Below are 18,401 nucleotides of genomic sequence, written 5' to 3'. Positions count from 1 at the left end.
CGTTTTTTATAATGACTACTTTTCCCAACTTGATCGGTGGGGAATGGACGATGGGGACCAACAGTGTCCCCAACGTCAATCCGTCCGATACAAATGATATCATCGGTGATGCCGCCAGTGCGACAGCTGATGAAATGAACACTGCGATTGAAGCGGCCCATACGGCACAAGCCGGGTGGGGGACTTCAACCCCGCAACAGCGATTTGATGTGCTGGATACAATTGCAACAGAAATTCTTGCCCGTAAAGAAGAACTGGGTGAATTACTGGCGCGTGAAGAAGGCAAGACATTGCCGGAAGGGATCGGCGAGGTTGCCCGTGCCGGACAAATCTTTAAATTCTTTGCCGGGGAAGCGTTGCGCATACCGGGGGAACGACTTGATTCTGTTCGTCCCGGTGTCGAAGTGGATATGCGCCGCGAAGCCGTTGGTGTTATCGGTTTGATCACACCGTGGAATTTCCCCATCGCCATTCCGGCGTGGAAAGCGGCCCCGGCCTTGTGTTACGGCAATGCGGTTGTTTTGAAGGCTGCCGAAGTCGTACCGGGCAGTGCCTGGGCCTTGGCTGATATCATTCATCGTTCCGGTCTGCCTACAGGTGTGTTTAATCTTGTAAATGGTCGTGGTTCTGAAATTGGCCCGGTTATGATTGACCATCCCAAGGTCGCGGCTGTTTCCTTTACGGGTTCCGTACAAACAGGTCGTTCTGTTGCACAAGCCTGCGCCAAAAACTTGAAAAAAGTTCAGTTGGAAATGGGTGGCAAAAACCCGATGGTCGTTCTGGATGATGCTGATCTTGATGTGGCTGTCGGTGCATGTCTGAACGGGGCGTTTTTCTCCACCGGGCAACGGTGTACAGCCTCCAGTCGATTGATTGTGACGCAAGGTATTTACGATGATTTCGTCGCGGCGCTTAGCAAGGCTGTCAGTGGCTTGAAAGTCGGTGATGCCCGTGACAGTGCCACGCAAATTGGTCCGGTCATTGATGAACGCCAATTGGCAAAAGACCTTGAATATGTCGAAATTGCCAAGGCGGAAGGTGCAAAACTGGCGTGTGGCGGTGAAAAAATCGATGGCAAAGGGCATTTTATGGCCCCGGCATTGTTTGTTGATACCACCAATGACATGCGCATCAACCGCGAAGAAGTCTTCGGCCCGCTCGCAACTGTGATCAAGGCCAAAGATTATGACGAGGCACTGTTAATCGCCAACGATACGGAATTCGGTCTGTCCGCCGGAATTTGTACAACATCCCTGAAATATGCCAGCGATTTTAAGGCACGTTCCAAGGCGGGTATGGTGATGGTCAATCTACCGACAGCGGGTGTGGATTATCACGTCCCATTTGGCGGGACCAAAGGGTCCAGCTACGGCTCGCGTGAACAAGGTCGCTACGCGGTTGAGTTCTACACCACCGTTAAAACGTCTTATACTCAAGCTTAAGGACACATATCATGGGGAAGTCAGAGGACATTATCGTTATCGGCGCAGGGATCGTCGGATTGGCGATTGCGGAAAAACTGGTGCATGAAGGCCATTCTGTGACCTTGGTTGAACGTGAAGAAATCGCAGCAGGCGCCTCACGCGGTAATGCGGCAGGATTGGCGTTTTCCGATATTATGCCTTTGGCTTCCCCCGGTATTGTTAAAAAAGCAATTAAGTGGTTTTTGGATCCTGTCGGCCCCTTTGCCGTGGTGCCACAGGATCTTCCCCACACAATGGGGTGGTTGTTACGTTTTCTGAAAGCAGCGCGCCCCGGACAATTTAAACGCAGTATAGATGTGCAGGCGTCATTGATGCATCTGGGCAAAGATAGTTTTGCCTTGATGCTGGAACGGTGTGGCCTGTCATCTATGGTGCGCACAAACGGTGCGTTGCATCTGTATGAAAACAAATCGGCCTATCAAAATGATCTGAAAAACTGGGAATTCAGAAAGCAGCATAATATTGCTTTTGAATGTTATGAAGATGCGGCCTTGCATCAATTCCAACCCGGTCTTGCACCGTCTTTTGTTGCCGGGATTTTTGCGTCAACTTGGCAGTCTGTATCTGATCCGCATGATTTTTGCCTCGCCCTGCACCGGGTGCTGAGTGAAAAGGGTCTAAAAACGGTTTATGGTGAGGTGCGATCGGTTGCAAAAGGCAATGTGACGATGGCCAACGGGGATCGTTTGGAAGCTCGTAAAATTGTGATTGCTGCTGGCCCGTGGTCTGCGCAACTCAGTGGTCAACTGGGCGATCCTGTGCCACTGATCGGGGAACGTGGTTATAATACGACATTGCCCAAAGCGGCATGGTCCGATCTGGATCATACGCTGGTCTTTAGTGAGCATGGCTTTGTTGTTGTGCCGCTGGAAAACGGTGTACGTGTCGGCGGTGCATCTGAAATTGCAAAATTGGGGCGGGACCCCAATTATAAACGGTCCAGAACCATGCTGGCAAAAGCGAAAAAATTATTACCAGCCTTAAAACCGCAAGACGGGGAAGAGTGGATGGGCGCTCGTCCAGCGATCCCCGATACCTTGCCTGTGATCGGTCATTCATCGGCAAGTGATGATATTATTTATGCTTTCGGGCACGGGCATTTGGGGCTGACCCAATCCAGTGCAACGGGGCAACTTGTCTGGGAACTGATCAATAATAAGAAAACGTCCATTGATATAACGGCGCTACGTGCGAACCGTTTTTAAATAAGGAATAAAAAGAAATGGCAAAACATACTTTCTTCTGTATCGACGGTCATACCTGTGGCAATCCGGTTCGTCTGGTGGCTGGTGGTGGTCCTGACTTACAAGGGGCCACAATGCTGGAAAAACGGGCACATTTCTTGGCGGAATATGACTGGATCCGTACCGGATTGATGTTTGAACCACGCGGGCACGACATGATGTCCGGTTCGATCCTGTATCCACCGACCCGTGAAGATTGTGATGTTGCTGTTCTATATATTGAAACATCAGGCTGTTTGCCCATGTGTGGGCATGGCACCATCGGGACGGTGACGATGGCGATTGAAAACGGCCTTGTAAAACCCAAAACACCGGGTGTTTTGAATTTAGACACTCCGGCGGGCAAGGTGGTTGCTGAATATAATCAGGTGGGTGAATATGTGGAAGAAGTACGCCTGACGAATGTTCCTTCTTTCCTTTATAAACAAGGGTTAAGCGCGGAAGTTGATGGACTGGGCGATATTTTTGTTGATGTGGCCTATGGTGGAAACTTCTATGCCATTGTCGACGCACAAAGCAATTTTCAGGATATGGCGGATTTTACCGCCGGGGAACTGGTTGGGTTCAGCCCCAAACTGCGCGCTGCCTTAAATGAAAAGTATGAATTTATCCATCCTGAAAAACCTGAAATTCAAGGCTTGAGCCATATCTTGTGGACAGGCAACACAACCCACCCAGAAGCCACGGCACGAAATGCGGTCTTTTATGGGGATAAAGCGATTGATCGTTCCCCATGTGGGACGGGCACATCCTCGCGCATGGCACAATGGGCAGCCCTTGGTAAATTGAATGTGGATGACGATTTTATCCACGAAAGCATTATTGGATCCTTGTTTAAAGGACGTGTCGAAGGCGCGACAAAAGTCGGCGATTATGAGGCAATTATCCCATCAATTGCAGGCTGGGCGCGGATGACAGGCACGAATACGATCTATATTGATGATCGTGATCCTTATGCACATGGGTTTGTGGTGAAATAAAATGAGATCAAATAAAATCATTCATATCGTTGGCTGTCATGCTGAGGGTGAAGTTGGCGATGTTATTGTCGGCGGTGTTGCCCCGCCACCCGGCGATACGTTGTGGGAGCAATCGCGTTTTATTGCCAAGGATGAAACCTTGCGCAATTTTGTCCTGAACGAGCCACGCGGCGGGGTCTTTCGTCATGTCAACCTGTTGGTGCCACCCAAGAACCCCAAGGCGCAAATGGGCTGGATCATTATGGAGCCCGAAGATACGCCACCGATGTCCGGGTCCAATTCCATCTGTGTATCCACGGTTTTGTTGGAAACAGGTATTCTACCCATGACAGAACCAGAAACCAAAATGACGTTGGAAGCCCCCGGTGGTTTGGTTGAAGTCATCGCAAGCTGCAAAGACGGTAAGGTTGAAAAGGTAACGGTTCAAAACGTTCCTTCCTTCGCAGATAAACTGGATGCCACGCTGGAAGTTGCCGGAGTGGGCACGATTACGGTGGATACGGCCTTTGGCGGGGACAGTTTTGTTATGGCGAATGCCCAGGAACTGGGATTTGCCATTACCCCCGATGAAGCCCGCGATTTAGCGGAAATTGGGATTAAAATCACCAATGCAGCGAATGAACAATTGGGTTTTTATCATCCGACAAACCCAGACTGGAGACATTGTTCCTTCTGTCAAATCCATGCCCCGATGATTGAGGAAGACGGAATTAAATCTGTAAAAAATACTGTTGTGATCCAACCCGGTAAGTTGGACCGTTCCCCGACCGGAACCGGGGTGTCGGCCCGTATGGCGGTGTTGCATGCGCGGGGTCTGATGGAAGTTGGTGAACGTTATATTGCGCGTTCTGTTATCAATTCACGTTTTGACGGACGGATCGTTAAAACGACCAAGGTTGGCGAAAAAGACGCGATTGTCCCTGAATTATCCGGCCGTGGCTGGATTACGGGCACATATCAACACATGCTGGACCCCACGGACCCTTGGCCGGGTGGCTACCGGATCGGTGACACGTGGCCCATGTTGAAAGGTAAATAAGAAAATGAGCACGATCCCTTTTTTGCAGGCAAGTGATGTCGAACATAATTTAAGCTGGATGGATGTCAGCGATGCCATGATCAATGGGCATAAACAGCATGAACGTGCCGACATTGATGATATCCTGTTTAAACATGGGGACGATGCCATGTTGAACCGTGCTGCATGGATCAAGGGGGCTGGCATTGGTGTTAAAACAGCAACGATTTTCCCTGAAAACCTGAAACGTGATCCGGTTCTGCCCAGTATTCATGCGGTGTTTAGTCTGTTTGACGATCAAACCGGTGTCCCAACAGCCTTGATTGATGGAACATTGGTGACGAAATGGAAAACGGCAGGGGATTCCATCTTGGGTGCACGCCTATTGGCCCGCAAGGATAGCAAGGTTTTAACCGTGGTTGGAGCCGGTGCGGTTGCCGCGTCCTTGATTGATGCCTATCGCGAAGTCTTTCCCGGTTTGGAAAAAATTCAGTTGTGGAACCGCACCTTTGAAAAAGCACAAAAGCTGGCGGATGAAAAGGGTGTTATTGCCATTGAAAACTTACCTGAAGCGATAGAGAGTTCAGATATCGTCTCCAGTGCGACCATGACGATTGAACCGTTTTTAAACGGGGATTGGTTTAAACCGGGTACCCATGTGGACCTGATTGGTGCCTACCGCCCCGATATGCGCGAAGCACAGGATAACCTATTAACCAAATCCCGCTTATTCGTTGATGCTCGTGAAACCACGATCCATGATATTGGAGAATTGTGTATTCCGATTGAACGCGGTGTCATTGGCGAAAACGATATCATTGCTGATTTTTATGATCTGTGTAATGGCGCAGCGGGTCGTATATCGGATGATGAAATTACCTTGTTTAAAAACGGTGGCGGGGCGCATCTTGATTTAATGACCGCGCTTTATATCCAAAAAACGGCGAAAGGTTAAGCGATGCATTATCCCAGCATATTTAACGATGCCATTGGCCCTGTGATGCGCGGGGCGTCCAGTTCTCATGTTGCCGCAGCCCATCGGATTGGTGCCTTGGCACGTGATTATATGAACGGCAATTTCCATACAGTCCTCATTGAATATGATCCAAATGGATCGTTGGAACCGACCCATGAAAGTCAAGGTTCCGATATGGGATTGTTTACCGCCTTGATGGGGTGGGATGTCACCGATGAGCGTATGACAGAAGCCGGGCGGTATCTGGAAGAAAGCGGATGTTCGGTTGAAATCCGTATTACCGATTATGGGGCGACACACGAAAATACCTATAAGCTGACCTTGGAAAGTGATGTGGACAAAGTCTGCATGATCGCCATTTCCACAGGTGGCGGCATGATCGAAGTGATTGAGATCAATGGCATCAAACTTTCTATGTTTGGGGATTATCACGAAACCCTGATTTTCAGCGAAGATGAAACATTGGTTGATGGGCAAAATGCAGATTATGTCTTGAAACGCCAAGGGGTGATCCAAGTCAAAGGCCAAGATTTTGTCAAGGTTCCTGATGGAATTGAGGTACGCACAATGGCCCCGGTTTTACCTATTGGGGCACGCAAGGCCATGACGGTTCCCTTTGTTGATACGACATCCATGCTGGCCTTTAATGCGGATAAGAATCTCAGCTTATGGGAATTGGCACTGAAATATGAAAGTGCGCGCGGCAATATCAGTGAAGAGACTGTTTTTGAAAAAATGCGCGATATTGTTCGTATCCTTGATCATTCTATTGATCAGGGGATCAAGGGTACCACCTATGAAGATCGGATTTATCCGGCACAAGCCCCAAAATATAAAGAAAAAACCGGGGCGAACAACTTCCTGAACCTTGGTCTGCATAATGATGTCATTCTGGCAGTGACGGCCTTGATGGATGTAAAAAGTTCGATGGGGGTGATTGTTGCCGCACCGACTGCCGGGTCATGCGGGACCTTACCGGGGACGTGCCTGGGCGTTGCCAATGCGCTGAATATGGGCGAAGACCAAAAGGTCAAAGCCATGTTGGCGGCAGGATTGATCGGCGTTTTTATCGCCCATATGGCAACGTTTTCGGCAGAAATTGGCGGGTGTCAGGCAGAAACCGGGTCCGGATCCGGTATGGCGGCAGCTGCTCTTGTCACCTTGTTTGACGGCACGTTGGATCAATCTATCGGGGCGGCATCCATGGCGCTGCAAAATACATTCGGCCTGGTTTGTGATCCGGTGGCAAATCGGGTGGAAGCCCCCTGTCTGGGTAAAAACGTTTTGATGGCTGGTAATGCCCTGTCAGCGGCCAATATGGCGATGGCCGGGTTTGATCCGTTAATTCCATTGGATGAAGTCATCATTGCCATGCATCAGGTTGGACAATCCATCCCGTGTGAATTGCGTTGTACCGGCAAGGGTGGTCTGGCGATGACCCCAACGGGACAAAAGATTTTTAAACAAATGAACAACTAAGGAACGGGCGTTTCTTTCCAGTTTGAAAACGAGGAAGAAACCAACCGCACCATGATTTTTATGGGAAGGCACGCGAACATGCGCTGTGTCAATGGATCCGTTTTGCCTGAAAAAAGGTAAAAAGTCGTAGTGAGGATAGGTTATGCAAACGGGTGTTGGTTTTTTCACTCTATCAAAAAAGATCCCCAGTCTGGTGATTGGGGCGGCGTTGTTGAGCACGTTGGCAATTGGTATTTCATCGGTTTTAAGTGGCAGTTCCATTTTGGAAGAGTCTTCAAAAACGCGGTTGGAGGCCTTGACGGCCTCGCGTGCCACACAAATTAACGAGATATTCCAACGCCTGAAAACGGACCTGAATCTGTTGGGTCAAACCCCTTCGATCATTAAGGGGGTTGTGAGTTTTACAATGGGGTTTGGGTCGTCCGGCCGGTCCGGTTTGCGCAAAAAATATATCACAAACAACCCGACACCAGAGGATCGCAAGGCTTACGATGGTGAAGATGATTTTTCCTTTTACGGGCAACAGCATAAACAAAATCACCCTTATTTTCGTTCTCTGATTGAAAGCTATGGCTACCCGGAATTGATGCTGTTCGATTTAAAGGGCAACATGATTTATTCGGTGAACAAGCGCGATGATTTTGCCTCGAAAATTATTAAAAAGGATGAACCGGACAGCCCGCTGAAAACCTTGGTGCAAACCTTGATTGACGAGAAAAAAACAGACCTTGTTCTGGCGGCTGATTATTTTTCTTACCCTTCCTTGGCCGGGCAAAAAGCAGCCTTTGCCGGACGGGGTATTTTTGCACAGGACGGTAACCTCGAAGGTGTGATTGTTTTGCAAGTGCCAGATCGCGGTATCAACGCGATTTTAGACAATCGTTCCGGGCTTGGTGATACCGGGCGTATGATGTTGGTCGGCAATGATGGTCTGTTGCGCGGAACGAGCGCAGGACCGGCGCAGAGCAAGCAGAACTTATCCGTTCTTGGCGCTGCCAAATCTCAAAAATTTGCAACCGATGTTTCAGTTTCAGAAGACGGTCGAAAAACATTGTACGCGGCGCAAACGGTTTCTTTCTTCGATAAGGTCTGGTTCGTGCTGAGCGAGCAGGAAATGGATGAAATCCTAAAACCTGCCCATGATTTGAGCAATCGGATTTTAATCACGTCTGCCGCGTTGTTTGTCTTGATCGGGGCCGTGGGGATGTATGCCAGCCGCTCCATTGTCTCGCCTTTGCAGAAAATTACACAGGCGATGATGAATATTGCCAATGGTGATCTGGAACAGGAAACGCCTGCGTTGTCGCGTAGTGATGAAATTGGCAGCATGGCTCATGCGGTCGAGGTCTTTAAAAATAACGAGAAAGAAGCGGTCCATCTACGACAGTCTCAGGAGGCTGAACGTATCCGGAGCGAAGCCGATAAAATGCAGGCGATGATGGAAATCGCCGACGGATTGGAACAACGAACAGGCGAAGCAATTCAACAAATGAATACGGTGATTGAGATGTTGAAATCCAATTCTTCGGAAATGGCGCAAACCTCTCAGGCGACACGCACAAAAGCGCAGGATGTACAAAGCTTTGCGCAAACCACCTCCTTGAATGTCTCAACCGTTGCCTCTGCCACACAGCAGTTAAAAGAATCCTCGTTGGAAATCGCACACGAAATGGACAAGGCCACCCATACAACCAAAGACGCGAGCGAGGCGGTCAGCGGGGCGATGCAGGTTGTGGAAGGTCTATCCCAATCGGTTGAAAGTATTGGCGATATTGTCGAACTTATTCAAAATATCGCAGAACAGACCAATTTATTATCACTGAATGCCACGATTGAGGCAGCCCGCGCTGGCGAAGCCGGAAAAGGTTTTTCCGTGGTGGCATCCGAAGTCAAAGGGCTTGCTATGCAGACGGCCAATGCAACCGAAGGCGTGAGTGAAAAAATTTCTCAAATCAACAGCGAAACTGAACTGGTGATCGAAGCCTTAAAAGACATTTCAGATAAGGTTTTTGAGGTTCAAAATGCCTCGGTCGGGATTGCTTCTGCAACCGAAGAACAAAACACATCCATCGACGACATTAATCAAAGCGTTGGCGAAGCCTCCAGCGGTACCCAGCATATTTCCGACTATATGGAAGATTTAACGCAACATTCCGAAGAAACGAATGCCTCTGTTGAAGATATGCATAGTGCCATCGGCGAACTCGCCCATTCCTTCACCGTCCTAGGCAACGAAATCGATGCCTTCGTCAGCAGCATTCGCAATGCCTCGAATAAGGGTGAGGGGTAAATTTAATTGAAGACAACCTGAAAGTTTGTTTGTCGGAATGGAATTGAGGGTTAGCGATTAGACTCAGGACCAGTGATTATTACCTTGTTATTGGCTATTTGTATGACAACTTTGGGATTTGGGTAGAACTCGCCGTCCCGCTGCGATCTCGTGTGTAGGGGCAAGGGAAAAGTTCGGGTTGATGTTTGGATTATCCAGTTCTGTCAGCTCTTATCGCACAGGTATGCATGTTTTACGGGGCATGACAACCTCATTTGCTTGTGTTATATTGTTCTGAGAATTTCGCATCCGTGACGGTTCGGACGTCAGCTTGGGGGTCTGTTCAACAGGTGCATCGTAGCTACGGGTGGTATTCTCGGCGGGGACTTTGGTCCCCGTTTTTTTCTTTGACAATTTTCTTTGAAAACTTGAGTCGTCCGTTTAATAGAAAATAGGACAGTCATTGGATAGGGTATTTCACCTTGCTTTTGGTTTGCCCATAGAAAAACCCGCTAACACATTGAATTAGCGGGTTAAAATTCTGGTGCCCCCACACGGACTCGAACCGCGGACCTACTGATTACAAATCAGTTGCTCTACCAACTGAGCTATAGAGGCATAAAGTATGTGTGCTTTGTTCTTTTGGAGAGTGGAATGGTGCCCCCACACGGACTCGAACCGCGGACCTACTGATTACAAATCAGTTGCTCTACCAACTGAGCTATAGAGGCATATTCCAATTGCTCTCTCCTTGAGAGCGGGCGGAACTTAACTCAGCCCTTTACGTTATGCAAGAAAGTTTTTTCACTTTTTGACATTTTTTTTCAACCTTCCTTTTGACGGGCGATTTCATAGAGGGAAACTGCCGTTGCGTTGGACAGGTTCAGGCTTTCAACGGCTTGGGAAATCGGGATTTTTGCAAGGAAATCACATTTTTCTCGCGTCAGTCGGCGCAAGCCCGTTCCTTCCGAGCCCATCACAAGGACGGTTTTGCCTTTTAAATCGATTTTCGACAAAGTGGTTTCGGCATATCCATCCAGACCGACGGACCAGAAACCTTCTTCTTTTAATTGATCAAGGCTGCGCGATAAATTGGTCACGCGGATGAAGGGAAGACGTTCTAAGGCCCCGCAAGCGGCTTTGGCCATTGCGGCTGTGACTTCCGGTGCGTTTTTATCGGGGATGATAACGCCCTGTGCGCCAAAGGCGGCGGCAGAACGTAAAATCGCCCCGATGTTTTGCGGGTCGGTGGCCTGATCCAAGGCAACGATGACGGCGCTGTCGCGTTCCGCCAAATCCGGCAAGATGTCTTCTAATGTGGTACGGGGCAGGGGATCAAGCTGTAAGGCGATCCCTTGATGAACCCCGGATACGATAAGCTCTTCAATTTCCTGACGTGTTAAAATTTCGGTTTCTGGTCGTTTGCGTTCTGTAGCGGCGAGGGCGGTGCGTAACTCATCGCCATGCGCTTTTAAGAAATCGTCACTGGCAACCAGTCGCAGGCAATTGCGTTTCGGGTTGGACAGGGCTGCAATAACGGCATGGCGACCATAAAGCCACGGTGGACCTTTTTGCGTCGGAACAGATCCACGCTCAGACGGATGTTTTACGATTCCATCCGTATTTTTTCCTTTTGAGAAGTTTTTGCGTTTCGCAGGCGTTGCGCGACTTTTCTTTTGTTTGCTCATTGACCCATACCGAGAACTGAAAACTGTAAAATTGATACGCGTTGCGTTGCTGAAAGGAAACAATTTTATTTTTTCGGCATTTCTTTCCCTTTTGGCGTTGACAGGGGGGATATTTTTCCATATTCCCTCCCCTCACGCATCATGCTGATTGATGGTCTCTTCCTATGGAGGGATGCCTGAGCGGCTAAAAGGGGCGGACTGTAAATCCGCTGGCTACGCCTACGTTGGTTCGAATCCAACTCCCTCCACCACCGCTAAGGGACTGTTAAAAGGCCTGGGGCACCATATTGCAAGAGACCGCGCGGAAAAATTGCGATCAGGGCGGGTGTAGCTCAATGGTAGAGCAGAAGCCTTCCAAGCTTACGACGAGGGTTCGATTCCCTTCACCCGCTCCAAATTTTCTTTCGTGGTCGTTTTTGTGTTTGCTAGTTACTTAGATTCAAGGACAGAAAATGGCTAAGGCAAAGTTTGAACGTAATAAACCGCACTGTAACATTGGTACCGTAGGCCACGTTGACCACGGTAAAACCACGCTGACAGCGGCGATCACAAAAGTATTGGCGGAAGCTGGCGGCGCAGAATTTTCTGATTACGCTGACATCGATAAAGCGCCGGAAGAAAAAGCACGCGGCATCACCATTTCTACGGCACACGTAGAATATGAAACAGAAGCTCGTCACTACGCACACGTAGATTGCCCGGGCCACGCCGACTACGTTAAAAACATGATCACTGGTGCTGCTCAAATGGACGGCGCGATCCTGGTTGTTAACGCTGCTGACGGCCCGATGCCGCAAACACGTGAGCACATCCTGTTGGCGCGCCAAGTTGGTGTTCCGGCTCTGGTTGTTTACATGAACAAAGTTGACCAGGTAGACGACGAAGAGTTGCTTGAACTGGTTGAAATGGAAATCCGTGAGTTGTTGTCTTCTTACGAATTCCCGGGTGACGACATTCCGGTTGTTGCCGGTTCTGCTTTGGCAGCACTGGAAGGCCGTGATGACAACATCGGTAAAGAATCCATCCAGAAGCTGATGGCTGCTGTTGACGAATACATCCCGCAGCCGGAACGTGCGAAAGATCTGCCGTTCTTGATGCCGATCGAGGACGTGTTCTCTATCTCCGGTCGTGGTACAGTTGTAACAGGCCGTGTTGAGCGTGGCGTGATCAACGTGAACGACGAGATTGAAATCGTTGGTATCCGTGACACCACGAAAACGATTTGTACAGGTGTTGAAATGTTCCGCAAGCTGCTGGATAGCGGTGAAGCTGGCGACAACATCGGTGCTTTGTTGCGTGGTACAAAACGTGACGACGTTGAGCGTGGTCAGGTTCTGGCGAAGCCGGGTTCTATCAAGCCGCACAAAAAGTTCAAAGGCGAAGCTTACATTCTTACAAAAGAAGAAGGTGGCCGTCACACGCCGTTCTTCGCGAACTACCGTCCGCAGTTCTACTTCCGTACAACAGACGTAACAGGTTCTATTTCTTTGCCGGAAGGCACCGAGATGGTTATGCCTGGTGATAACGTTGAGTTCGAAATCGAACTGTTGACACCGATTGCAATGGACGAAGGTCTGCGTTTTGCGATCCGTGAAGGTGGCCGTACAGTCGGCGCGGGCGTTGTGTCCACGATCCTCGACTAATCGACTCCTCACAAGGTTAAAAAGAAAGGCCTCCTGCCAAAAGCAGGGGGCCTTTTTTCTATGGATATTGATTGTGGATCAAGGAAGAGGCATGATGAGAGAAGAATTAAGAGCGAAAATTATAAATATTTGCACACGTAAGATACTTGAAAAAGGACCGAAGGTTGGGGTGTCTTTTTATGCATTCTTCGCGAATGAAAATGATACTCCTGAGGACTTAATGGAAGTGGCAACATGGTGGATACAAACTCATCGATTAGACCATTTTGAAAAAGCGCAAAAAATTAAAGAGTTGATAGAGCAGAAGCTTTAAATGAAGGTGTCCTAACATGAAAATTTTTGCCCTTTTAAGAAATCTTATGGCACTTGTTGGTGTTATTGGTGTGCTGATTATTGCAGCGGGTATATATAAATTTAATATTGTTGGGGATGATGTTGTTATTGGGGACGAACCGGACGAGCAGGCTGGAATCATATTTTCTCAGGCTGCAGGGAAATGGTTTGACCATATCGGGGTTTGTCATACCTGTACGCCGGAAAACGGTTTTGGTAAGGACGGTTCACTGGAGCTTAAAGACGGTGTGGTTGTTTGGAAAGAGCTACGCTTGAAAGTTATGAATAAGGCGGGTGGAGTTCCATCAGTGGCAGAACTGAAACAGTTTTTTGATACAGTCTATACAACGAAAAAAAAGGGATTCCAGAGTCAGGTTTTTTTCACGAATGCAGTCTTTGATATTTATGTTCCTGTTGATCAAGGGATCGAAAATAAGGATTTTATGAAACCAGACGGAGCCCTGTTGAGAAAGTACATCGTCACCGAAATTCCCTATGATAAAAATCCCGGACAGTACATTGCCAACCATGCAGAAAGGTTGGCTCGATCGCGTGCTGTCCAAACAGAAATTTTTCAGCAAGATGGGTATGGTTTGAAACTGGACCATGAATATAGATCTTCAGACCGTGTCTTTGTTTATTCGTTTAAACATTATGGTGATCCAGAAGGGAAATATTCTATAAAGATCAGAGTTAAGGAAAATGGGCTTGTCGTTGTCGAATAATTTTCCAACTGGATGGTTTAAGGCCTATGCAAAGGTTTTTTCGATGTCTGGGTAAGTGCGGTACAGAGGGGGACTCTTGACTATTAATCAAAAACCGTTTGCTTTTGTCAGATTACTGCTTCCTGTTGCAATTATGTTATGTGCACAAAATGGTGCGAGGGTATGGCTGTTCTTATCCGAACATGTGGAAGGACAATGGATCGTTCTGGCGGTGTCGGTTGTTTTTGCCAGTGGGCTCGGCGTTTGGGCATATAAATCAAGCTTAAATTTTCACAGTCTATTTTCTTCACAAATGATATTACTTGTGGGTGTGCTGGCTTTTTTATTCTGGTTGCCTGATGATCGCTTTATTGTGAAAAAGCTACATATTCCTGAATATATTGCGATTGCATTGGCTTGCTATTGGGCTCTGCAGCCGTTTATAAACAGTGCATATGCTCAGCGATATGCCAGCTTAATTTTTGCAATGTTTTTGGGTTTACATGACGAAGTAATGCAAGGTTTTCATCCAGAACGTTATTTTGGCTATTTGGATGTTATTGTAAATGCAGGGTCTGCCATTACAGGAATTTGGTTGATAAGGCTGCTGTATGAAGGTGCTGAACAAGGGAGCTTTATCAAAGATATACGCGTTTTATGGAGTGCCATCTTTGTCTCTTTAATTGGTGTGGTATTGTTTATCTACCTTTGCTGGTCATATAAGGGGGGGCTGTTGCCTGTCTGGGGTGCTCTTCCTGTTGTGCTTGCTTGTGGGCCTTATTTCATTTTGCGATCATCTAAAGCGATGTCTGTTGATGTGAAGTTCGTTCGAAATCTTCTGGTGTTTATGATTTTCTCATTATCGCTTTATGTCAGTGGTGGGTATATTTTATCTTTGAATTTTGATTGATTTTGATCAACGACCAAGGCTTTCCTTCTTGCGGATCTGGTTTTATCGGTAGCTGTAGGGAGAGAAATGCTTATGTAATTTATATGTGGGGCAATAATCAATGGCAGCTGACAGAAAAAAGTTTTGAAAATCGACTTTTAGGGCTTGCAAGGGGGCAGGGCAGGTTATATAACGAGCCCCGCTTCAAGTTCTTGACGGTCTTGAAAGCGATTGAGTAATCCCGAATGGGACACTGTAGGAGTGTAGCTCAGTTGGTAGAGCATCGGTCTCCAAAACCGAGTGCCGGGGGTTCGAGTCCCTCCACTCCTGCCATTTTATTGAGACGTATCCGTCACCACTTTTATATTAAGGATTGGTAGCATGGCGAAGTCAGGACCGGCGAAATTTGCCCAAGAAGTTCGTCAGGAAGCAAAGAAAATTACGTGGCCGACCCGCAAAGAAACATTCGTTTCGACCGGCATGGTTTTTGTGATGGTTTTCTTGGCTGCGATTTTCTTTTTCCTTGTCGATCAGATTTTGTCTACGGCGGTAAAAGCCATCTTTAACTGAGGTAAGACCTATGGCACAAGCACGTTGGTACGTTATTCACGCCTATTCCGGTTTTGAAAACAAGGTGGCGCAATCCATTCTTGAACAAGCTGAGAAAAAAGGCCTGAGCGAATTTTTCGAACAAGTCATCGTTCCGACCGAAGAGGTCGTTGAAATGCGTCGTGGTAGCAAAGTCAATGCAAAGCGCAAATTTTTCCCAGGTTATGTTCTGGCGAAAATGCAGCTGACCGACGAAACATGGAACATGGTGAAGAATACCGCGAAAGTAACGGATTTCCTTGGCGCACAGGGTAAGCCTGCACCGATCACCGAAGAAGAAGCTAATCGTATTCTTCATCAGGTGGAAGAAGGTGTTGATCGTCCGCGTCCAAGTGTTTCTTTCGAGATTGGCGAAGAAGTTCGCGTCACCGATGGACCGTTTGCATCGTTCAACGGCCTTGTTGAAGATGTCGACGAAGAAAAAGCCCGCCTAAAAGTGTCTGTTTCCATCTTTGGGCGTTCAACGCCGGTGGAGCTGGAATACAACCAGGTGGAAAAAGCTTAAAGAATTTAGAGTTTTTGACTCGACAAGTTTGCGCAGCGTCTGTATAAGGCGCTGCGTTTTGCTTCCACTTGAGAAGCAAATCATTTGTGTGGGAGGTCCGTCATAGCCCGACCACGCACCCAGTAACTCTATAAACTGAGGTCTATTATGGCTAAAAAAGTTGCAGGCTACATTAAGCTGCAAATCGCTGCCGGCCAGGCAAACCCGTCCCCGCCCGTGGGTCCGGCTTTGGGTCAGGCAGGTCTGAACATTATGGAATTCTGTAAGGCGTTTAACGCTGCGACACAAAAAATGGAACCGGGTACACCGATTCCTGTTGTTATTACAGCTTACCAAGACCGTACATTCACGTTCGAAACCAAACTTCCGCCGGCATCTTTCTTCATTTTGAAGAAATTGGGCCTGAAGAAAGGTTCTCAAACTCCGGGTCAGGGTTTTATTGCGAAAATTACACACGCGCAATTGGCTGAAATCGCGGAAGAGAAAATCAAAGACATGAACTGCTCAACCATCGAAGCTGCTGTTCAGCAACTCGCCGGTTCTGCACGTTCTATGGGCGTAGAGGTAGTGGAGTAGGACGATGGCAAAAATTGGTAAACGTCTCAAAGCTGCCTACGAAGGCGTAGATGTTCTTAAGCATTACGGCGTAGCTGAAGCAGTTAAACTCGTTAAAGATGGCGCAAAAGCTAAATTTGACGAAACAATTGAAATCGCAGTGAACCTCGGCGTTGACCCGCGTCACGCTGACCAAATGGTTCGCGGCGTTGTTGGGTTGCCGCATGGTACAGGTAAAACTATGCGCGTTGCTGTTTTCGCTCGTGATGCGAAAGCTGAAGAAGCAACGGCTGCTGGTGCAGACTTGGTTGGTGCAGAAGACCTGATGGAAAAAATCCAAAACGGCGAAATGAACTTCGACCGTGTGATTGCAACGCCGGATATGATGGCTGTTGTTGGTCGCTTGGGTAAAGTTCTCGGTCCGCGCGGTTTGATGCCGAACCCGAAATTGGGTACGGTTACACCGAACGTAACTGACGCTGTTAAAGCGGCAAAAGCCGGCGAAGTACAGTTCCGCGTTGAAAAAGCCGGTATCGTACATGCTGGTATCGGCAAGGCTTCTTTCTCTGAAGAGCAAATCGCAGAGAACGTAAAAGCTTTTGTTAATGCAATTAACAAAGCTAAGCCGTCTGGCGCAAAAGGGACTTATTTGAAGGGCGTTGCTATCAGCTCTACAATGGGTGCTGGCGTTAAGCTTGACATTGCTGCTCTGGTCGGCTAAAAGCCGCCTCAGCAATAAAGAGATTCTTCCGTCCTTTCTTTGAAAGGGCGGAAGTTGATCGAAAGGTGAAAGACCTTTCGTGACTGTCCAAGACTGAAGGTGCGGGATTTACTCGTTTAAAAATCGCCTTCATAGACAGAAGTAAAGATTAGGATGTACGCCTTATCAGGCGCGCCTCTCTTGAACTGACCTTCTGTGACAATTTGAGACAGTGGAACCGGGTGGGGGAAATTTTTCCTTTGCTCTTTGTCCATCGGACTTATGCCTGTCTTTCGCGGGCATTCGTCCTAAGTATCGGAGACGATCAGTGAACCGTACCGAGAAAGAAGAACTTGTAGCAGAAATGCGCGAAGTGTTCGCAAACAGCTCTACCGTCGTTGTTTCCCACTATAGTGGTTTGACAGTGGCACAAATGGAAGAGTTGCGCGGCAAAATGCGCGAAGCTGGTGCTGGTTTCAAGGTAACGAAAAACCGTCTGACACGTCTCGCTCTTGCTGACAGCAAGTTTGAAGGTCTTAGCGATCTTATGACCGGTCCGACTGCGATTGCGTATTCGGAAGATCCGGTTGCTGCTGCTAAGGCGACCATGGAATTTGCCAAGAAGAATGAAAAACTCATTGTTCTGGGCGGTAGCATGGATGAAAACCTGCTCGATCAGGATGGTGTGAAAGCTTTGGCTTCTATGCCGTCACTGGACGAGCTGCGCGGCAAACTTGTTGGCCTGCTTCAAGCTCCGGCTCAGAAGTTGGCTGCTGTTACTCAAGCACCGGCTGGCCAATTGGCTCGCGTATTCGGCGCTTATGGCTCGAGCGACGCGTAAGTCTTACGTGTTTTGATTTTTATTTTTACAGAACTAAAGTTCTAGGAGTTTATGAACAATGGCTGACCTCGATAAGTTGGTTGAAGACCTCTCTGCATTGACTGTTATGGAAGCTGCTGAGCTGTCCAAACTGTTGGAAGACAAATGGGGCGTATCTGCTGCTGCTCCGGTTGCTGTAGCTGCTGCTGCTGGCCCGGCTGCTGAAGCTGCTGAAGAAAAAACTGACTTTGACGTCATCTTGGCTGCTGCTGGCGACAAGAAAATCAACGTCATTAAAGAAGTACGCGCTATCACAGGTCTCGGCCTGAAAGAAGCTAAAGAGCTCGTCGAAGGTGCTCCGAAGCCGGTTAAAGAAGGCGTAGGCAAAGACGAAGCTGAAGAGCTGAAAAAGAAATTGGAAGCAGCTGGCGCTACAGTCGAGCTGAAGTAATTTCTAAAAAGCATTTCGCTTTAGATTTTGCAAAAAGCGGTCTCTGTTTGGAGG

General features: G+C 48.1%; 18 protein-coding genes and 5 tRNA genes. 20 read left to right on the top strand and 3 right to left on the bottom strand.

The genetic code is table 11. The features are described from left to right. Window positions 1-11 precede the first annotated feature (11 nt). The 7 genes from ACI0FF_RS11800 to ACI0FF_RS11770 all read left to right on the top strand — a co-directional run bounded on the left by ACI0FF_RS11800 (window position 12) and on the right by ACI0FF_RS11770 (window position 9,471). Window positions 12-1,442 carry an aldehyde dehydrogenase family protein gene (locus ACI0FF_RS11800; RefSeq protein ID WP_419797022.1) on the top strand — a complete coding sequence of 477 codons (1,431 nt, stop codon included), beginning with the start codon at window positions 12-14 and terminating at the stop codon, window positions 1,440-1,442. A gap of 11 nt (window positions 1,443-1,453) precedes the next feature. After that, complete coding sequence (locus tag ACI0FF_RS11795) at window positions 1,454-2,689, top strand: NAD(P)/FAD-dependent oxidoreductase (protein ID WP_419797021.1); 1,236 nt, start codon at window positions 1,454-1,456, stop codon at window positions 2,687-2,689. A gap of 17 nt (window positions 2,690-2,706) precedes the next feature. Continuing rightward, entirely contained in the window at window positions 2,707-3,708 is a 1,002-nt protein-coding gene (locus ACI0FF_RS11790) for a 4-hydroxyproline epimerase (RefSeq protein WP_419797020.1), read from the top strand. 1 nt (window position 3,709) lies between these two features. Continuing rightward, window positions 3,710-4,747, top strand: coding sequence for a trans-3-hydroxy-L-proline dehydratase (locus tag ACI0FF_RS11785; RefSeq protein WP_419797019.1), 1,038 nt, complete (start codon window positions 3,710-3,712; stop codon window positions 4,745-4,747). A 4-nt stretch (window positions 4,748-4,751) separates the two neighbouring features. Then, entirely contained in the window at window positions 4,752-5,681 is a 930-nt protein-coding gene (locus ACI0FF_RS11780) for an ornithine cyclodeaminase family protein (RefSeq protein ID WP_419797018.1), read from the top strand. A gap of 3 nt (window positions 5,682-5,684) precedes the next feature. Further along, window positions 5,685-7,181, top strand: a complete 1,497-nt coding sequence (locus tag ACI0FF_RS11775; RefSeq protein ID WP_419797017.1) for an L-serine ammonia-lyase, iron-sulfur-dependent, subunit alpha — start codon at window positions 5,685-5,687, stop codon at window positions 7,179-7,181. A gap of 142 nt (window positions 7,182-7,323) precedes the next feature. After that, a complete protein-coding gene (locus ACI0FF_RS11770; protein ID WP_419797016.1) occupies window positions 7,324-9,471 on the top strand; it encodes a methyl-accepting chemotaxis protein in 2,148 nt (715 codons plus the stop codon). 521 nt (window positions 9,472-9,992) lie between these two features. Here ACI0FF_RS11770 and ACI0FF_RS11765 read toward each other — a convergent pair. The 3 genes from ACI0FF_RS11765 to rlmB all read right to left on the bottom strand — a co-directional run bounded on the left by ACI0FF_RS11765 (window position 9,993) and on the right by rlmB (window position 11,138). After that, a tRNA-Thr gene (locus tag ACI0FF_RS11765) sits at window positions 9,993-10,068 on the bottom strand. Between the two features lie 37 nt (window positions 10,069-10,105). Then, window positions 10,106-10,181 (bottom strand) — tRNA-Thr (locus ACI0FF_RS11760). 93 nt (window positions 10,182-10,274) lie between these two features. Next, complete coding sequence (gene rlmB / locus ACI0FF_RS11755; protein WP_419797015.1) at window positions 10,275-11,138, bottom strand: 23S rRNA (guanosine(2251)-2'-O)-methyltransferase RlmB; 864 nt, start codon at window positions 11,136-11,138, stop codon at window positions 10,275-10,277. Window positions 11,139-11,304: 166 nt separating this feature from the next. On the opposite strand from rlmB, the gene ACI0FF_RS11750 reads away from it, so the two are divergent. From ACI0FF_RS11750 to rplL, 13 genes are all read left to right on the top strand, one after another. Then, window positions 11,305-11,389, top strand: a tRNA-Tyr gene (locus ACI0FF_RS11750). A gap of 70 nt (window positions 11,390-11,459) precedes the next feature. Continuing rightward, window positions 11,460-11,533, top strand: a tRNA-Gly gene (locus ACI0FF_RS11745). Between the two features lie 57 nt (window positions 11,534-11,590). Continuing rightward, the gene (tuf, locus tag ACI0FF_RS11740) at window positions 11,591-12,781 is read left to right on the top strand and encodes an elongation factor Tu (RefSeq protein ID WP_419797014.1); all 1,191 of its coding nucleotides are present in this window, start codon (window positions 11,591-11,593) and stop codon (window positions 12,779-12,781) included. A 91-nt stretch (window positions 12,782-12,872) separates the two neighbouring features. After that, entirely contained in the window at window positions 12,873-13,094 is a 222-nt protein-coding gene (locus ACI0FF_RS11735) for a DUF6500 family protein (RefSeq protein ID WP_419797013.1), read from the top strand. A gap of 16 nt (window positions 13,095-13,110) precedes the next feature. Beyond that, window positions 13,111-13,839 carry a hypothetical protein gene (locus ACI0FF_RS11730; protein ID WP_419797012.1) on the top strand — a complete coding sequence of 243 codons (729 nt, stop codon included), beginning with the start codon at window positions 13,111-13,113 and terminating at the stop codon, window positions 13,837-13,839. Between the two features lie 76 nt (window positions 13,840-13,915). Further along, window positions 13,916-14,728, top strand: a complete 813-nt coding sequence (locus tag ACI0FF_RS11725) for a VanZ family protein (RefSeq protein ID WP_419797011.1) — start codon at window positions 13,916-13,918, stop codon at window positions 14,726-14,728. Between the two features lie 236 nt (window positions 14,729-14,964). Next, window positions 14,965-15,040 (top strand) — tRNA-Trp (locus tag ACI0FF_RS11720). A 48-nt stretch (window positions 15,041-15,088) separates the two neighbouring features. Next, the gene (gene secE, locus ACI0FF_RS11715) at window positions 15,089-15,277 is read left to right on the top strand and encodes a preprotein translocase subunit SecE (RefSeq protein ID WP_188667337.1); all 189 of its coding nucleotides are present in this window, start codon (window positions 15,089-15,091) and stop codon (window positions 15,275-15,277) included. Window positions 15,278-15,287: 10 nt separating this feature from the next. Further along, the gene (gene nusG / locus ACI0FF_RS11710) at window positions 15,288-15,821 is read left to right on the top strand and encodes a transcription termination/antitermination protein NusG (RefSeq protein ID WP_419797010.1); all 534 of its coding nucleotides are present in this window, start codon (window positions 15,288-15,290) and stop codon (window positions 15,819-15,821) included. 147 nt (window positions 15,822-15,968) lie between these two features. Next, on the top strand, window positions 15,969-16,397 hold the full coding sequence (gene rplK, locus ACI0FF_RS11705; RefSeq protein WP_417822396.1) for a 50S ribosomal protein L11: 429 nt from the start codon (window positions 15,969-15,971) through the stop codon (window positions 16,395-16,397). Between the two features lie 4 nt (window positions 16,398-16,401). Beyond that, a complete protein-coding gene (rplA, locus tag ACI0FF_RS11700; RefSeq protein ID WP_419797009.1) occupies window positions 16,402-17,097 on the top strand; it encodes a 50S ribosomal protein L1 in 696 nt (231 codons plus the stop codon). Between the two features lie 307 nt (window positions 17,098-17,404). After that, window positions 17,405-17,917, top strand: a complete 513-nt coding sequence (rplJ, locus tag ACI0FF_RS11695; RefSeq protein ID WP_419797008.1) for a 50S ribosomal protein L10 — start codon at window positions 17,405-17,407, stop codon at window positions 17,915-17,917. A gap of 58 nt (window positions 17,918-17,975) precedes the next feature. Next, a complete protein-coding gene (gene rplL, locus ACI0FF_RS11690) occupies window positions 17,976-18,347 on the top strand; it encodes a 50S ribosomal protein L7/L12 (protein WP_419797007.1) in 372 nt (123 codons plus the stop codon). The last annotated feature ends 54 nt before the right edge of the window (window positions 18,348-18,401 follow it).

Origin of the sequence: Terasakiella sp. 4MB5A, assembly GCF_050058155.1 — a bacterium.
Taxonomy (GTDB): domain Bacteria; phylum Pseudomonadota; class Alphaproteobacteria; order Rhodospirillales; family Terasakiellaceae; genus Terasakiella; species Terasakiella halodenitrificans.
This window is presented reverse-complemented; position numbering and strand designations above follow the sequence as displayed.

Excerpts from the sequence above, each read along its gene's own strand:
- ACI0FF_RS11790 (WP_419797020.1), top strand. The coding sequence starts at position 2,707 with ATGGCAAAACATACTTTCTTCTGTATCGACGGTCATACCTGTGGCAAT.
- tuf (WP_419797014.1), top strand. The coding sequence starts at position 11,591 with ATGGCTAAGGCAAAGTTTGAACGTAATAAACCGCACTGTAACATTGGT.
- rplA (WP_419797009.1), top strand. The coding sequence starts at position 16,402 with ATGGCAAAAATTGGTAAACGTCTCAAAGCTGCCTACGAAGGCGTAGAT.
- ACI0FF_RS11735 (WP_419797013.1), top strand. The coding sequence starts at position 12,873 with ATGATGAGAGAAGAATTAAGAGCGAAAATTATAAATATTTGCACACGT.
- ACI0FF_RS11785 (WP_419797019.1), top strand. The coding sequence starts at position 3,710 with ATGAGATCAAATAAAATCATTCATATCGTTGGCTGTCATGCTGAGGGT.
- secE (WP_188667337.1), top strand. The coding sequence starts at position 15,089 with ATGGCGAAGTCAGGACCGGCGAAATTTGCCCAAGAAGTTCGTCAGGAA.
- rplL (WP_419797007.1), top strand. The coding sequence starts at position 17,976 with ATGGCTGACCTCGATAAGTTGGTTGAAGACCTCTCTGCATTGACTGTT.
- rplK (WP_417822396.1), top strand. The coding sequence starts at position 15,969 with ATGGCTAAAAAAGTTGCAGGCTACATTAAGCTGCAAATCGCTGCCGGC.
- ACI0FF_RS11775 (WP_419797017.1), top strand. The coding sequence starts at position 5,685 with ATGCATTATCCCAGCATATTTAACGATGCCATTGGCCCTGTGATGCGC.
- nusG (WP_419797010.1), top strand. The coding sequence starts at position 15,288 with ATGGCACAAGCACGTTGGTACGTTATTCACGCCTATTCCGGTTTTGAA.
- ACI0FF_RS11800 (WP_419797022.1), top strand. The coding sequence starts at position 12 with ATGACTACTTTTCCCAACTTGATCGGTGGGGAATGGACGATGGGGACC.
- ACI0FF_RS11770 (WP_419797016.1), top strand. The coding sequence starts at position 7,324 with ATGCAAACGGGTGTTGGTTTTTTCACTCTATCAAAAAAGATCCCCAGT.
- ACI0FF_RS11730 (WP_419797012.1), top strand. The coding sequence starts at position 13,111 with ATGAAAATTTTTGCCCTTTTAAGAAATCTTATGGCACTTGTTGGTGTT.
- ACI0FF_RS11795 (WP_419797021.1), top strand. The coding sequence starts at position 1,454 with ATGGGGAAGTCAGAGGACATTATCGTTATCGGCGCAGGGATCGTCGGA.
- rlmB (WP_419797015.1), bottom strand. The coding sequence starts at position 11,138 with ATGAGCAAACAAAAGAAAAGTCGCGCAACGCCTGCGAAACGCAAAAAC.
- ACI0FF_RS11780 (WP_419797018.1), top strand. The coding sequence starts at position 4,752 with ATGAGCACGATCCCTTTTTTGCAGGCAAGTGATGTCGAACATAATTTA.